The organism is Gardnerella sp. KA00127 (assembly GCF_049244125.1).
Classification (GTDB): domain Bacteria; phylum Actinomycetota; class Actinomycetes; order Actinomycetales; family Bifidobacteriaceae; genus Bifidobacterium; species Bifidobacterium swidsinskii.
The window spans coordinates 96,589-113,332 of the sequence record NZ_CP058377.1 but is presented as its reverse complement, the minus strand read 5'-3'; the positions used below and the strand labels follow the sequence as shown (position 1 = coordinate 113,332).

The following is a 16,744-nucleotide window of genomic DNA, read 5'->3' as shown; positions in this document are numbered from 1 at the left end:
GATTCAACTAGATACAATTTTATAAAGTTGTTAAATCTGATAAAACCAACACGTTGAGCTAAATCTGTTGTGCTGCTCGCAAAAATATTTTCAAAATAAAGTAGAAGTCTGTACAAAAAGTAAGGAATAGCAGTATGAGAAAAGTAAGTACCGTTCACACAATTAGTGGAATTGTATTAACTTTTGGTTTGATCATTTCATCGCTGGTTTACATACCTTCGCTAGCAACAACCGCAGCGGCAGAAGAAACATCACCAGTGCACGTACCTCTTACCGCACAAACCGCTCACGACATTTCTACTGGTCGAATTCGTTTGGAAAATAATCAGATTGATTCTTTGCTTTACCATAAAGCCGCGCTAGATCCAGATCAAGATAGCGACGGCGACGGTCTGAAGAACAGCGAAGAGCTTTACACTTACGTAAAAAACGGACGCACATATTACGGATATAATTCGCATCCACTTATTAAGGACACCGACGGCGACGGATTAGATGACAAAAACGATAGCAATCCTCGCAGGTGGGATATTAGCCCTCGCGATATGGCGCTTTTTATGGAGCTTGTGTATAGGGAAGACAGCTACGTCAAAGAAGTACTTGACTACTCAAAACCGCTCAGGATTATTTATGAAAATCGCAATGAGTACCGCCTTATGCACAACGAGCTTGCACCATTCTGGAAAGTTAAGGAAACCTACCACTTCGGGAGTGGGTTTGACGCTATCCTTTTTGAAAATGTGAATCCTGCGTACCCATTTATTAAGCAAAACGGCGTGCAAGTATTAGCAATTCGCGGCACTAAAGGCGCAACAGATGTATGGAATGATGTCTTGCTTGGAACTGGCTCAAACCCAGGCCAAGCTGCTGATATAGATAAATTAATTGATGAATATAAACAAAAGAACACTGTAAGCAATTTATATGTTACAGGTCACTCTTTAGGTGGGTACTTAGCACAAAGAGCCTTAATTCGAGCTAAAAGTAGTGGCGCAACTTTTAATATTAAAGCTTATACTTTTAACGCTCCGAGAATCAAAGGTAATATATTCAACAGATGGCTTTGGGAAACATCTGATTTTGGCGATAAACTAACTAAAGAAGGTTATGCCGTTCATTATAAAGTTGATAACGATACAGTAATAGGCGGAATAGGAAATTTCGAAGGTGCAATAAGCGTAGGAAGTTCTGGAGCCGGTCATGGATCCAGAAGCTACTTTGAGCCTAGAATGAATGCTTTCCAAGGATTCACAGTTGGCGAACGCAATAAAATTGAGGGAACCGGTCGCAAAATTGATGCACTCGACGGATTAGTTAACGAACCAGTTATTAAAACTGACGAACAAGCTTTCGAACCTAAAATTACGAATATTGACATTATGGAAAATGATCCATTGCCAAAAGGCACAACAATAAAGCATCTTCTTAATCCTAACGATATACCGCAAGGCTCTACCATTACAGACATTACAGAATACGACAAAATTGACACTTCTCAATGCGGCAACTACGAAGGGAAAATACTACTCGTACTATCTGGTAGAATATTAAAAACTATTATAGTTCCAATAACCATTCATAAACGATTGGCTAATATCGAGGAACTTCCAAATGTTACTGCTGAACCTGGCAAGAAAATAGAAGTCAAAAAAGACAATAAAATCCCCGATAATTTCGACTTCAAACCATACTTAAAAAACTTACCAGAAAACAGCACAGTACAAGTTGTAAAACAACCAAACACAACAAACACTGGAGAAACAACATTTATCATAGAAATAACCTTTGCAAACAAAGCAAAACAGAAAGTAACTCTTAAAGCTCACGTTGTAGAAATCATTCCAGCAACACCACTAAACCCAGCTAAAAAGAGTATTACGTGGGCCGAGTTAATTCCTGCAAAGAAATCAACACCATGGGTCGAGCTAACACCAGCGACGCCAGTGACACCAACTCCAACACCAACTCCCGTACCTCCGACACCTGTACCACCAACACCGGAACCAACGCCTGCGCCTAAACCAGAGTCACAACCTGTTCCACCAACACCAGAATCTCATTCTGACAACAGTGAACACTCTAGCAATGGCGAACCTGATAAGTCTGCAAATAGCACAACCCCACAGACTAATAAGTTCGATCAAGACCATAAGGAAATTCCAAGCATGGGATTTCCCGAACCAACACATCCTTCCAAAACTCTACAAACTCCTGCAGTTAGTAACGATTCTATGCGCGAAAACCACATAGAGCTTAACGCAAACTCAGAATCACACACATTACAGCAACAGATTCCATCAGCACCAAAGAGTATTGCAGATTTACTTCCAGCGTTGTGCAACACTCTCACCGTCGGGAATAATAACATTGCTTATGCGGGAAAAAATAACCATATCACTGTTACAGTAAATGCAACATCAGAATTCATGCGCAGATTACAACTAGAAAAAGCAGTAAAAGCTTATGCCTACATATATTCCAACCCTAAACTTCTTTATAGCGCAAATGGAATGAAATATGTAACAGTTCACATTAATGAATATGGCAGAATTGTATTCGACGTAGTTATCCCAGAAGAATATAAAGGCAATCATACGATTGTCCTTATTGACGAAAACGGTAAACAAGTTGCGTGGACGAATACTTTAGTAAAGAAAGACCCTCATTTACACAAACAATCCACAATAGCCAATAATGCACTCCCTCGTACTGGAATACAAATAATTCCAATTGTACTTAGCGTTGCATTAATGCTGTTTGTTAGCACAATCGTGACAATTGCAAGAAAAAGAAAGTTTAACTAACGCGTAAGTTGTAGTTTTTATACATCCAATGTACAAAAACTACAACTTATACAATTTTACAATCTGAATGGAGCGGATGACGGGAGTCGAACCCGCCTCTGAAGCTTGGGAAGCTTCCATTCTACCGATGAACTACATCCGCATGCTGTAACTTAAAAGCAAACTAGTTTCAACAACCATCTAAGGGTATCATGCACAGCTTACCGCTTCAATATTTAGGAATCAGTTTATGAACTCAATAAACAAGACAAGCAAGTTCAACAAACAAAATATTCATGCAGCAATGCTCATTAAACGCCCAATCCTATCCTGAACAGTAGGACGCGCAGTACACAAACGCACAAGCGCAGGAGCGTTATTATTCCATGGACAAATAATCATCAAAGAAGCAACAGCCTGCAATCCAGCAGTAGATTTCATCTCGTGAAGCTGCATGCCGTAAGTAATTTTATTAAGCGCGGAAGCAAGCGCAGCAAAATCTCCAGTAATTTCACTACTTCCCTTATCTGCGTCAAATTCACGCGAACCAGGAATAATTGCATTGATAATAACAGAAGCAACAGGAGCGAATAAAATATTCAAAAACTTACCAATAAATTTGCAATACTTGCGAATATCACGACGATATGTATCACCGACATAAACAAGCCAAGAACCAACGTACGTTAATACTGTTGCTGTAGCAGTAGCCAGCGAAGAAGCGAGAATATCATGATTATAAATATGAGTTAATTCATGACCAATAACACTACGTAACTCGCGCTCGTTAAGAATATTAATCAAACCACGAGTACAACATATACTCGCATGACGCTCACTTCTACCAGTTGCAAAAGCATTAGGACTTTCGTAGGGAGAAACCATTACTCGCGGCATAGGTTTACCAATTCGAGCAGACAAATCTCTGACCATTGCGTAAAGCACAGGCTCTTCTTCTTCACTAACCTCTGTAGCATGCATAGCAATAATCGCAAGCTTACTTGAGCACCAATAAGCAAAAACACTAAATGCAATACCAGGAATAATGAACCATATTAGTGAAGACAGATGCGAGCCAGTAAGAACCCAACATAAGGCAAGAAAAAGCCACACAACAACAAAAAATAGTGCGGCTTTTAAGCTGCCATAGTGTATTCTCAAGCCTTTCAACATATGAGCTATCTTAATAATGCGAACTTAAATTTTTCTGAATATATACTGCGTATTTACTAACTACAAACTTAAATACTAAGTAATATTTTCAGTTTATTTAGGGCATTATTTGCTACCTAAAGCAATATTTACAAGTTCAGAAGCTGAAACAACTTTCTTTCGAGTTCTCTGCTCATTGGCTCCAAGTTCACGCTCATAAGAGTCAACTCGCTTCCAACCGGCGTAATCAATTGGTTTAATGCCCTTTTCTGCCAATAATTTATCTATAGAATTTTCATCGCGATCAGGTGCGATTCGCCCAGCATTGCCAGCTTTAGATAAATCTTCAAGCATATTATTAACAATCAAAAGAGCATCAGATTTTGTAGAGCCGATTAATCCTACCGGCCCACGCTTAGCCCAGCCAGTTGCATACAATCGCTCACGAACTTCGCCATTTTCTACAGACTCCACTAAGCGCCCATCAATATTTGCAAGCAAAGTACGCTTTTCGTCGTAAGCAATACCTGCAACTTCTGCAGGATGGTAGCCAATGGCATGGTATACAGCTTGAACGGCGTATTCCTCGAACTCTCCAGTACGAGTCATTTTGCCATCGGCGCTTGTAGTCGTGCGCTCAACTCGTATTGCCTTCACATGTCCATCTTCACCAAGAATTTCTACCGGCGCACAGTTGAAGTGGATAATATAGCGTTTGTTGGCTGGCTTCCCCTCAAAATCAACGTTTCCGCCATCTTCCATGTCTTCAGCCATATCGCGAATAGCGAAAAGCTCCTCAACCATTTGACGCGTGAGCTTATCGTTACCGGCTACTTCAATAGTCTCATCGTCAAGTTCAAAATCATCTTCGTTAATAATTATTTGCACACCCTGTAACTTTTCCATTTCACGCAATTCTTGCACTGAGAATTTCGCTTGAGCTACACCTCGTCGAATAAATAGATGTAAAGTTTGAGTGCGATTTTGTTTCAATCCTTCATACACATCGTCTGGAATATCCGTATGAGCGCGCAAATAATCAGGATCTCGTAAAAGCTCACGAGCAACATCCATTGCCACATTTCCGCCACCAATAACAGCTACTTCCTTGGCTTCAAGCGGCCATTCTCGATTGCTAGTTGGGTATCCATCGTACCATTCTACGAATTTTGCAGCTCCATACACTCCGTCTAAATCGGCACCTGAAACTCCTCGAAGAGACCTATCTTTCACAGCACCCGTTGCAAATAACACAGCATCATATCTATGAAGTAAATCTTCTAATGCAATATCTTTACCAAATTCAACATTTGCATAAAGATGAATATTTGGATTATCAAGCGTCTTTTCAAGCGCATCCGCAATAAATTTGATACTTGGATGGTCAGGAGCTACTCCGTAACGCACTAAGCCGAAAGGCACTGGCAATTTTTCAAAAAGATCAATGCGAGCGCTAGAGCCTAATCCCAATTCTTCTCCACGCTTTGCAATCTGACGTAAGAAGATATCGGAAGAGTACACTCCTGCAGGACCTGCTCCTATTACAGCAATACGCAGTTGAGATGTTTCTCGTGAAATATTTTCGCTTAAATTATTTTTTTTCATTATTATCCCCATATTGAACTGTATTATACGGCACTTTTCGCCGTTTTCGCGCTATTTAGCGCGGCCTACAAGCACAGGTTGCCATCAGCTCAGCAGCGTAACTGTAAAGCGTTTATATGTAATTCTTCGCCAGAAATAAGTTACGTACAAGCTTGAGCCGTTACCGTTTGCAGCTAACTCGTATGCTTTCATAATTAGACTAGCGCATTACTTCGTCTTACAACATGCTCAAACGATAAAATACTCAAACGAATATTATTAAAGGTGTCGTAATGAATATCGTAAAAATATTGCCAAAAAATATTTTTATTTTCGTTCGCGCAATGCTGTTAAAGCCCACATAATAGCAACAACATCAATTGCTTCTTGCATCATTGCGCCAATAACTGCTGGAATAAAACCGAAAGCCGCAAAAATCATACTTATAATTGCTAATCCAATGCCCATCAATACTGACTGAACCATAACGCGTTTAGTATGTTTTGCTACTCTTATTGCGCTTGCAACAGAAGAAATATCGTTGTTCATAATAACTACCTGTGCGCATTCAGATGCTGCCGTATCTGTGCCATCCGTTACCGCTACGCCAATATCTGCAGCCGCAAGCACTGGAGCATCGTTTACACCGTCTCCAACCATCATTGTTACAGTCGAATCTTTCTTACTTTTGGCTGCATTGTAATTGTGCTTTTTTACATACGCTAATTTATCTTGCGGAAGCAAATCTGCATATATTGTGTCAATTCCAACACTTTTACCAATTGTTGTTGCAGCTTGCAAACTATCGCCAGTAAGAATAGATATTGAGCGCGCACCAAGTGTACGCAATGTGTCAATAGTTGATTTCGCATTATCGCGCGGCACGTCTTTTAATACGATTCTTCCTACCAGCACGCCGTCAAAAGACACGTAGGTTGCCATTTCGTCTGCTGCGAGAGATTTGCCTATAGTTTGATTCGCGTTTTGCTCTGTAACGTACTTGCGTCTGCCTACACGTACTAAAATACCGTCTACAACGCCCTGAATACCCTGACCTGCAGTTTCTTTAACACTGTGCACTACAGGGTATTCTCGCACGCTAGGAAGCTGCGGAACCGACGATGGGTGAGCATTTTCCCACAAGCTTGCTCCCGCTTTAGCAATACCACCTGCAAGTATGTGCTGAGAATACGTCTCTAGAACACCTGCGAGCATTACAATACGATCAGCCTTCTGCGTAGTATCGATTACGTCTACGTTTACAACTTGCGGCTGTTTTACAGTCAACGTGCCAGTTTTGTCAAAAAATACATCTGTTACACGACTTAATTGCTCAAGCACATCCTGACTTTTAACAACAATTCCAAGTTTCGCTAAACGCCCAGTTCCAGCCATGCACGCAACCGGCACCGCAATAAGCAGCGGGCAAGGAGTTGCCAAAACTAGCACTTGCGCAAATCTAAGAGCATCTCCAGAAAAGCCCCAAGCAAAACCAGCAATTACAAAAGACAAAACAGTAAATGGCACAGATAACATGTCTGCAAATCTAACTACTGCAGCTTTAGAAGACCTAGCAGACTCAACAAGCTGCATGATTTTCTGATACTGCGAGTTTTTAGACAGCTTTGTTACGCGCATAATAAGCACAACTCCACCGTTTACACAGCCTGAAAGCACTGCAGCTCCCGCATAGACTTCTCTAGGAACGGATTCTCCGTTAATAGCACTTGTGTCTAAAATTGCAGAACCGCTTAACAGCTCACCATCAACTGGCACAGTTTCGCCAGGAAGCACAATAATTACGTTTCCAATATTTAATTCATCAACTGGAACCGTTTTGTAACGCTGCAAATTTGAGGAGATTTCGCCGTCTGTAGACGCTTGCAAAAATGAACAAATATTGTGTTTATAGTCGCAATTTTGCTCGCTAATATTAGATTGCTTAGAATTAGCGGCATCTACTTTTCTAAATTCAGCATGCTGGCACAGCACACACGAGCTAGGCTTGCACTGATTTTCACTCAAACATGGCGGTTCGTATGATTCATCATTTGCTTGATTATTATCCATTCCATGCTCAAGGCCTGGCAAAGTCATAAGGTGAGCAGTTTTTGGTGCTGCGCTTACTAAAAGAGATAGATTGCGCTGGGCTTTCATATGCGCAAAATCTTCAATTGCCTCTCCCGTCCAAACCATTACAACAATCAAATAGCTTGCCCAAAACTCACCAATACAAAGCGTTGCAAGTAATGCAACAAAAGCTAGCAAATCAATGCCTAAAGTTCCGCGCAATAAATTTTTAATCATGTTGCGCAAAGAAATAAGGCTGGTATATAAAACGAGAATAGCGATAATAGTTTTCCCGATACTAAGACTTATGGAAATATCGCAACCAAGATTTAAGAAATCAAAGATTTGCTGCGAAAGATTAGATATTTGCTCACAGAAAGTAGTTAATATAGGCAAATTATACGAGTACAAAGCCGCAATAAACGGAAAAGCAAGAATTACGACTGTTAATTGAGGTGCACGACGGCAATATGCTAAAAGTTTACGCATACACTTTCCTTACGCTGATCAGGTTAACCGCTTAAGACGCTGCTAACACACGATTTCACGCCTTGTTAACCCATTGAGAGCAGATTTGATTTAGCTGCACTCAATACACGGCGTAAAGATATTCATGTTTATTTATATGTGATTAGTATACCAATAGGCCTTGATGAGAAGCATTCTCATGTAAATATTATGCTTCCAAAAAAGCACCATAATGAGTTCCAACAATTACTAATTGTACTATTTGAATTATTAAATTAATAAGTTTATGCTTCATATCTTTTTAAAATTTAGGTTATAGGCAAATTTATTTGCCATAGATTCGGCCTATAACCCTAAAATTTACTGTTCTTTAGTGAAAAGAGTTCTTACAATTTTGAAAAGCATAAATAATAGACGTAGTGTGATATATGTTGCTACGAATGTTGCAAGCCAAATCATAATATTTTGAATATTCCAACCTTGACCTTTAACAAATGAAGCTACTAATAAAGAAACTACGCCAGCAGAAATATCAGCAATATTTTGTTTTATCTTATAAATCATTTTTTACATCCTTCCGTCTAAAATGAAAACCTTTATGGTTTTCATCTCTCTTTAATACCTTTCAAGTTAACAATATATTGTGTATAGTTCCACAGCAAAATATATGCCGCAATCTCTGGGAAGAGATTCAACCATTTAAACATTTTTATATTTTTTACAACACTGACAAATATCAGGGTGTCACCCTAATTTTATTAGGGGTAATCAGTAAAAAATTGGGTTATTCCCCAAAAATTGAATGGGCACGCGACAAGAAATAAATTAATAAACAAAAAGTTCTGATTGAAAAATCAATCAGAACCCTGTTCGTGGAGCTAAGGAGACTCGAACTCCTGACCCTCTGCTTGCAAAGCAGATGCGCTACCAGCTGCGCCATAGCCCCATTTGAAAGAATGATGTCATTCTATCGTGGGCCCGGGAGGACTTGAACCTCCGACCTCATCCTTATCAGGGATGCGCTCTAACCACCTGAGCTACGGGCCCAACTCGTATGCCTAAAACATACAAGTAGTTACATTAGCACAGACACAGAAAATGTCAAACCGCAACACGCCATAAAAAGAAAACAGCGTGTTGCGGTTTGAATCAAAAAAATTAAACAGAGAATAATTAATCAAGATGGCTACGCATGAACCACTGGAACTTTTCCAACTGTTGAACATGATCTTGAATAATATTTGAGCTAACTAAATCAAGCTCATCAAGTTCCGCGATAGCCTTGCGATCGTCTGCAATCATATCGTTATAGTACTCAATAAGTGCTTGCAAATACTCCTTTGTAGACTTGCGACCAGTCAAAGCAAAACGCTTCCATGTGCGAGCTGCAACAACATCGTCTGCGCGGCCAAGTGGAGAGCCACCCAAAGTTGCAATTCGCTCAGCAGTTTCATCCGCCTGCGCCAAAACTTCAGCAACCTGCGGATCAAGCATTTCGTGCACAGCAATAAAATCTGGGCCAGTAACATTCCAATGCGCATGCTTAAGCACCAAAGCAGCCTCCTGCTCGTGGCTTAAACGATTCTGTAAAATGGCAACAGCCTTTTCACTGGCCGCTTCGTCGAGACCTGGCAAAATATGCAACAAAGCCATGTTCTATCCTTCCTTAGGTTTGTTAATACCGTTATTATTCTACTGCTATGGCTTAAACTACGCACGGCGACGCACTTCAATCGTCGCAATACGCCTACCATCAACCGCAGTTACAGTCATATCGTAACCATCCGCATCATGCAAAACAGCTCCAACACTTCCCATTGAGCCAGTATGCGCTAAAAAGTAGCCTGCAACAGTCTCATACGGACCGTCCTCAAGCTCAATGCCGGTAATGTCAGCAAAATCTTCAATGGTCATACCGCCATCAATTTTTGCAACACCATTTACAAAAGCAGTTGTTTTATTCACATTATTTTGCTCAGTTTCACCAGGCAAATCATATTCATCGCGAATATCTCCAACTAGCTCTTCTGTCATGTCCTCGAGCGTAACAATACCGTCAGTTCCACCATATTCATCGATGACAACAGCCAAATGAATACCACGTTTACGAAGAAGTTCCAGGCTCGGCAATAGTTTGGAAGTTCCAGGAAGACTAATTCCTTCGCGAGTTACATCTGCAACAGTTTTTGCATTTGGATCACGCACATCTAGCAAATCACGAACATGCACAAAACCTATAACATCATCAAAATCTTTGCCAATAACAGGGTAGCGAGAATACGGAAGCTCACGAATTTTCGCGGCAGCTTCTTCAAGGCTCAATGAACCATCCAAAAACTCAACATCAGCACGAGGACGCATTACTTCAGCAACAATAGTTTCAGACGCATCAAACACATCATCCAAAATAGTGCGCTCATCTTGACTTAAACGCTTATTGCTATTGACAAGCACGCGCAATTCTTCGTCAGAAACTTCGCTTTCCTTCTCATTAGGATCAAAGCCAAGAATGCGCACAAAACCGTTAGTATTCTTTCCAATAAGCCAAATTAAAGGCTTGCAAATCTTTGAGAAAACATCAACCGCCGGCACAACCGCTCGCGCAATCTGCTCAGCACGCTGCATAGCAATACGTTTTGGAACTAATTCAGAAATAACAATAGAACAGTAAGAAATAACAAGAGTTAGAAAGATTGTTGTAAGTGGACCAGCAACGTGCGAAGAAACACCCCATGAACATACAACCGGCACAACATACGGAGCTAAAGCAGACTCACCAAACGATGCAGAAAGAAAGCCAGAAAGAGTTACTCCAATTTGTAGAGCAGATAGAAAAGTGTTAGGATCGCGGGCAATTTTTGCAACTCTAGCACCACGCGCATCCTGCAATTCCATGCGATCAATTTGCGAACTTCTCAAGCTCACTAAAGCTAATTCGGTTGCCGCAAATACGGAACCAAATAGCAAAAAAATCATAATGAGTAGAATATTAAAACCAATCGCCATACTTGTTATCTTAGTTTACTTCTATGCGATATCAACAATTCTAAAATAATTATCACCATTAACGAAGATAAATTATTTATGGGCGATAAAAATATCCAGTTGGAGCTTGAGCTGTTTGCATTGATATAACGTGCAGCACAACTCCAGGATGCTGATATCCAGGAATGCCAATATTGCCTCTAGAAACGCGTGCACGAACACGCACCCATTCATGATCTTGAATTTCGCCAATATTTGATTTTTCGGCAACTAATCCAAACGGAGACATGTCGAGAATACAGCATGACATAAGCTGACGAGATACCCTAAATTGATTTGCATTCAACGTAGAATCTCTGCTGACAAAACCTGTAAGAGTAATCGCGTATCCATCATATTTTGCAGCATTATGATCGATTTCGTCATACCAGGAGCCGAAATCATCATCATCAACTGTTATCTCATGAGATTTTTCATACAATCCTGGCAAAGGATAATTTTGGCTACGAATAGCAATAGCACGACCGCCAGCATACTGGTCGAATCCATCTACACTAATATTTTGAGCGTAACGCAAAGGAACAATAATAAGTAGCGCAGGAACAACGAAAGCTACAAACATACGCCAAACATCGCGCGAAGAAACAGAAAACCATCCAATCGCAGCACATATAGACAAAATAAATAGCAAAATAGCAGTAATTAACAAATAATAATATGCTCTAGGCGTAGTAAAAAGCGTATATCTACCGCTTAAAGTAACTTTCGCAATTATGACTGCAAAAAATAGCAATAAAATAGCTTCTACCAATTGAGCTAAAGTGATTTTTTTACAAGCATTATGCTCAACACATTTTTGCTTTTTCATGCGATGAACCCCCAAGCCCAGTGAGCTAATAATGACGCTAGGAAGCACGCAAAAGCAATAGTTAATGTTAAGCGCCACACAAATTTACCACAGCAATCCTCAACGAGCATAAGCGTATTCTTTAAATCAAGCATAGGACCAAACAGCAGAAATACTAGCACCGACGACATAGGCAATGATGTTGCTAAACTTCTTGCAATTACAGCATCTGAGCTGGAGCATAGAGAGCTTGCGTACGCAATAGCCATCATTACAGGAATAGCAATGAAAACATTACTCACTTGCACGCGAGAAGCAGGATCAGCTCCGAGCCATGCGCGAATTACAGAAGCAACTATAGTTCCACATACAATAATTGGAATTAATTTTATTAAATCCTGATGTATATGCTGCACATATTTGCGAATTTGCGCAGAAATACTATGCTTTTCAATATTATTTTTTGTGAGATTACTTTCGTTATTCAATTCGCAAGAACAATGTAAAGAAGATTCGCTTTCTACTAAAATTTTCTTACGCAAAATATTGGTTTTCGAAGGGAATATAACAAAACTTAATCCAACTAATAATGCAATACCAACACCTAGAGCAATACGCATAATAGCAACAGCTGGAGCGTCAGAAAACGCATAAAATGTTGCCAATACAGATACTGGATTTACAACAGGAACTGCACATAGAAAAGTTATGGCGCACGGCAATGGTAGTTTTCTTGCAACTAAACGAGAAAACGTTGGAACGACTACACAATCACAAACCGGCATACAGACGCCGGCTAATATGGCAGCCAAGAAACCATTTGCTGTAGATTTTGGAACATGTTTCTCAATAAAATCAGCAGTTACCCAAGTTTCTACTGCAGCAGAAACAAGCACACCTATGAGCGTAAAAGGTATAGCTTGTAGCAACAATCCGGAAACACCTCGAATTGTTGTATCAACGAGAAACCAAGGATGTTGCCCTTGTAAAGCAGGAGCAGCTGCAATAATAAAAGCTACTAAAGGAGCTCCGACAAGCAAGAAAAGATAGTTCGCAGAATTAGCGGAATTTGCAGAATTTGCAGAATTTGCATCAAGCGTATCTTTAGATGATTGATTCATATCTGTAACCTAACAACGTATTAATAATTCTGTTAAAAATGCGACTACATGCTACTTAGCATGAAAGAACCTCTACTAAACCATCACTCATTCTATACCTAGCGCCAACTAGCATAAGGTTATCGTTAAAAGCGGCTTCACGAATAATTTGAGATTTATCGCAAATTTCAGCCAACATATTAGACACGTGAATGCGCTCAATATCGTCCGTGCTCAAGTCTTCTTCAATACCTGCGAGCGCAGCCGGCCCTAAAGAACGAAGCAATATTGACCCGCTAGACTCAATTATTTCGCTTGTTTCATCTTCGCCGTATTTAGAAACCAGCTTTTGCACATTCGGCAAAACGGCTTGTACAGCACCGCAATGCTCGTGTCCAAGAACAACAAGCACTTTTACTCCCAAATCGCTTACAGCGTATTCTAAAGATGCAATTACAGCATCATCAAGCACTTCGCCTGCAGTGCGGACAGAAAAAATATCACCTAAACCAGCACCAAACACAAATTCTGGAGCCACGCGCGAGTCAGCACAGGAAAGAACAACAGCTCCAGGATGCTGACCTTCAATAAGAGATAATCTCGTTTCTTCACTAAGTCCATGGCAATTTAATGAGCCTTCTGCAAACTTACGATTACCAGCTAGCATCGCGCTCCACACAGATGTAGCCAAAAGTGAATCTTCTTTTAAAAGATCTTCTTTGACTGTCTCGTGCATTATTACCTCCTTGTATTGATGCGCTTGCGCAAAGATGACAAATACAAGCTATCAACAAATTTTGAAAAACACTTCGACTTATAAAACATATTCTATCGTTACTGTGTTAAATAGAAAATATGCTATAAAAGCTAACAAAATTTATAAAATATGATTATAAAAAGAAAAGCCAACGCACAGCTAATAAAGCAGTACGAAGGCTTTTCTTAATCACATAAACTTATAAAATCATCCAGTATTCTGCAAGCCTGCAGCAACACCAGAAACAGTGCAAAGAATAAGGTAGATGAACTCTGCCTGTTGGCTTTCGCTAAGCTCTTCTTTGTCTACCTTGTTGCGAAGCTTGTGCAATGCAAGCGACTGGATTACAGACAGCGCGTCAACATAAGGCGAGCGCACGCGGATTGCCTGACCGAGCACGTGACGATGTTGCAAAGGCCACTTGTCGTCAACAATTTGCAAAACCCACTTGCGAGTAAGCTGCATTTCTGAAAGTACTTTATCACTCAAATCTTCGCGATCTCCAAGGCTTAAGTACATGCGAGCAATACGCTCATCCGTTTTAGCCAAAGACATCTCAATATTGTCAATAAAAGTACTAAACAGCGGCCACTCTTCGTAAGCGCGACGCAAAGTTTCCAAATCGCCAAACTTTTCGCAAGCAGTACCCAATCCGTACCATGCTGCTAAGTTAATGCGAGCCTGAGCCCAGGAGAACACCCACGGGATTGTGCGCAAATCATCCAACGACTTCGCACCCAAACCGCGCTTAGCTGGGCGAGAACCGATTGGAAGCAAACCAATCTCACTAAGCGGCGTAACCGTAGAGAACCATGGAGTAAAGTCATCCGTTTGCAGCAAATCAAGGAAACGCTCATGAGCTGCAACATCAAGTTTTGCAGCCATATCCGCATACTTCTTCGTCATATCAGTGTTAGTTTTCTCAACACTTGGCGAAGACTGAAGCAAAGTTGCAGAAGCAACGGATTCAACGTGACGAATAGCAAGAATTGGATTGCCATATCGTGCGAAAATAACTTCGCCCTGCTCAGTAAGCTTGAAGCGGCAGTTGACGGAACCAACTGGCTGAGCAAGCACTGCACGGTTTGCAGGACCGCCACCGCGACCAACAGCACCGCCGCGGCCGTGGAACAGTGTCAAATCAATATCGTGCTTCTTAGCCCACTTAGCAATGCGCTCCTGAGCAGAATGCAAAGCAAGCGTTGCGGAAGTAGGACCAGCATCCTTGGAAGAATCCGAGTAGCCAAGCATAACTTCCATCTTGCGGCCAGTAGCCTTAAGACGAGCTTGCACTTCAGGAATTTTAATAATCTCCTCAAGCACATTTACAGAGTTTTGCAAATCTTCCAACTGCTCAAACAGCGGAATGACGTCGATTGTTGGCGCATCCTGTGGGTGAGCGAAAGCAAGACGATTTAGCTCAAATACGTCACGTACATGCTGAGCAGATTTTGCGAAGGAAATAATATAACGTCGAGCAGCGCGCATACCGTTGCGCTTTTGAATTGCTCCTAAGGCGCGGAACGTATCGAGTACTTCACGAGTCATTGGCTGAAGCGGACCGCGTTCGCCATGCAATCCATGTTCGCGAATATCTTCCAAAGCGCGAGAATGCACGAGAGAATGCTGACGGAATTCCATTTCAACCATGTGGAATCCAAAGGTTTGCGCTTGCCAAATCAAATCCTGCAAAGGACCATATGCAGCACGAGGATCTCCGCCTTCTGCCAAAGAGCGTTGCACAATTTGCAAATCCTCAATGAAATCTTCGCAAGAATGATACATCAAATCCGTATCGCGGCTAATAGTGCGATGCAAACGGTCAGCCATTACCAACATTACTGCACGATGTGGCTCACTATTAGAAACGTCTGAAGCGTTTTCTGTAAGCTGTTCGCTCATTTCGCGCTGACGATTCCATAATTCAAGCAACTCCACGCTTGGAGGAGTTGTGCGAGTTTCCATAGTTAAGCACTTGCCAACTTCGCGCGTGCGATTCTCCAAAGCTGCAAGCACGTGATCGCTAAACTTTCGAGCGACTTGACGGCTCACTTTAGCTGTCACATTAGGATTGCCATCTCGATCTGAACCAATCCAGCTTCCTGGATGGAAGAATGCAGGGCAACGCGGAGGAACTAATCCAGCCTTCTTACCAAGCAGCCAATCGTCAAATCGACGATACACGACTGGAATCGTGTCAAACAAAGTGGCGTCAAAAATGTCAAGAATAGTATCCGCTTCTTCAACCGGAGTCGGCTTCTTTAAAGCAATCGGAGAAGTACGAAGAAGCGCATCAATTTCGTTATAGAGACGACGATAATTTTCGCGCTTATCAGATCCACCTAAACGATGATGTTCGCTTAATAATTGCGAAATTCTGCGAATCTTACCTGCAACGGCTTTACGACGAGCTTCGGTTGGGTGCGCGGTAAATACAGGATGAAACTCAAGCTTTGCAAGCAATTCTTTCGCTTCAGCAGGGCTCATTTCAGTGAGCAACTTGTGATAAGCACAAGTTAGTTCGTTAACTGGATCAACAGGCAATGAATCTTCAACTTCACATTCACGCTGATGAAGTACAGAAACACGATAATTTTCCTCGCACAAATTTGCCAAGTGGAAATATGTTGCGAAAGCACGAGCTAAAAGCTGCGTATCGTGCAAATTCATTCCGTTGAGCCTGCTAACAGCTTTACTTAAGCCATCATCTGCAGTTACTTTTGCGTCTACCATTTGCGCAAAATGAGCCGCACTAGCTTCTACAGCATTCAAACGCACATCGTCGAATACTGCTAATAATTTTTCATCGAATTCGCCAAGAACATCGCGAAGAATATGCAAGCACAAATCCATGTCTTGCTTAAGTGATGCTGGAAGGTCACGCTCCTCTGGGCCTTTTCGCCCTAAACCAGACGTAACAATAGTTGCGTCTGCCGGAGTAACCTGCTGATTTTCTGTTGCCATCAGACCTCCTTACGCCAGACTAAGGTTGCTTGGT

At 41.3% G+C, this 16,744-nt stretch carries 11 protein-coding genes and 3 tRNA genes; 1 reads left to right on the top strand and 13 read right to left on the bottom strand.

Annotated features, from left to right (window positions below; translation table 11 throughout):
• Window positions 1–134: 134 nt before the first annotated feature.
• Window positions 135–2,804, top strand: coding sequence for a Rib/alpha-like domain-containing protein (locus tag HXT48_RS00460; protein WP_421793082.1), 2,670 nt, complete (start codon window positions 135–137; stop codon window positions 2,802–2,804).
• Between the two features lie 68 nt (window positions 2,805–2,872).
• On the opposite strand, the gene HXT48_RS00455 is transcribed toward HXT48_RS00460, so the two are convergent.
• From HXT48_RS00455 to HXT48_RS00395, 13 genes are all read right to left on the bottom strand, one after another.
• A tRNA-Gly gene (locus tag HXT48_RS00455) sits at window positions 2,873–2,946 on the bottom strand.
• Between the two features lie 131 nt (window positions 2,947–3,077).
• On the bottom strand, window positions 3,078–3,956 hold the full coding sequence (locus tag HXT48_RS00450) for a M48 family metalloprotease (protein ID WP_004109459.1): 879 nt from the start codon (window positions 3,954–3,956) through the stop codon (window positions 3,078–3,080).
• A gap of 105 nt (window positions 3,957–4,061) precedes the next feature.
• Window positions 4,062–5,540, bottom strand: coding sequence for an FAD-dependent oxidoreductase (locus HXT48_RS00445; protein WP_421793081.1), 1,479 nt, complete (start codon window positions 5,538–5,540; stop codon window positions 4,062–4,064).
• Window positions 5,541–5,846: 306 nt separating this feature from the next.
• On the bottom strand, window positions 5,847–8,078 hold the full coding sequence (locus HXT48_RS00440; RefSeq protein ID WP_421793080.1) for a heavy metal translocating P-type ATPase: 2,232 nt from the start codon (window positions 8,076–8,078) through the stop codon (window positions 5,847–5,849).
• A gap of 339 nt (window positions 8,079–8,417) precedes the next feature.
• Entirely contained in the window at window positions 8,418–8,621 is a 204-nt protein-coding gene (locus HXT48_RS00435) for a hypothetical protein (protein WP_012913681.1), read from the bottom strand.
• 309 nt (window positions 8,622–8,930) lie between these two features.
• Window positions 8,931–9,003, bottom strand: a tRNA-Ala gene (locus HXT48_RS00430).
• Between the two features lie 27 nt (window positions 9,004–9,030).
• A tRNA-Ile gene (locus HXT48_RS00425) sits at window positions 9,031–9,104 on the bottom strand.
• Window positions 9,105–9,230: 126 nt separating this feature from the next.
• On the bottom strand, window positions 9,231–9,710 hold the full coding sequence (locus HXT48_RS00420; RefSeq protein WP_012913682.1) for a Dps family protein: 480 nt from the start codon (window positions 9,708–9,710) through the stop codon (window positions 9,231–9,233).
• Between the two features lie 57 nt (window positions 9,711–9,767).
• A complete protein-coding gene (locus tag HXT48_RS00415) occupies window positions 9,768–11,063 on the bottom strand; it encodes a hemolysin family protein (protein WP_012913683.1) in 1,296 nt (431 codons plus the stop codon).
• A gap of 76 nt (window positions 11,064–11,139) precedes the next feature.
• Window positions 11,140–11,910, bottom strand: coding sequence for a TIGR03943 family putative permease subunit (locus tag HXT48_RS00410; protein ID WP_012913684.1), 771 nt, complete (start codon window positions 11,908–11,910; stop codon window positions 11,140–11,142).
• Window positions 11,907–13,010 (bottom strand): permease, encoded by a 1,104-nt coding sequence (locus HXT48_RS00405; protein WP_421793079.1) that lies wholly within the window; start codon window positions 13,008–13,010, stop codon window positions 11,907–11,909. Before HXT48_RS00405 ends, HXT48_RS00410 begins: the two co-directional genes overlap by 4 nt.
• A gap of 55 nt (window positions 13,011–13,065) precedes the next feature.
• A complete protein-coding gene (locus HXT48_RS00400; protein WP_004109491.1) occupies window positions 13,066–13,725 on the bottom strand; it encodes a carbonic anhydrase in 660 nt (219 codons plus the stop codon).
• A 228-nt stretch (window positions 13,726–13,953) separates the two neighbouring features.
• Complete coding sequence (locus HXT48_RS00395) at window positions 13,954–16,710, bottom strand: phosphoenolpyruvate carboxylase (RefSeq protein ID WP_102703284.1); 2,757 nt, start codon at window positions 16,708–16,710, stop codon at window positions 13,954–13,956.
• Between the last annotated feature and the right edge of the window lie 34 nt (window positions 16,711–16,744).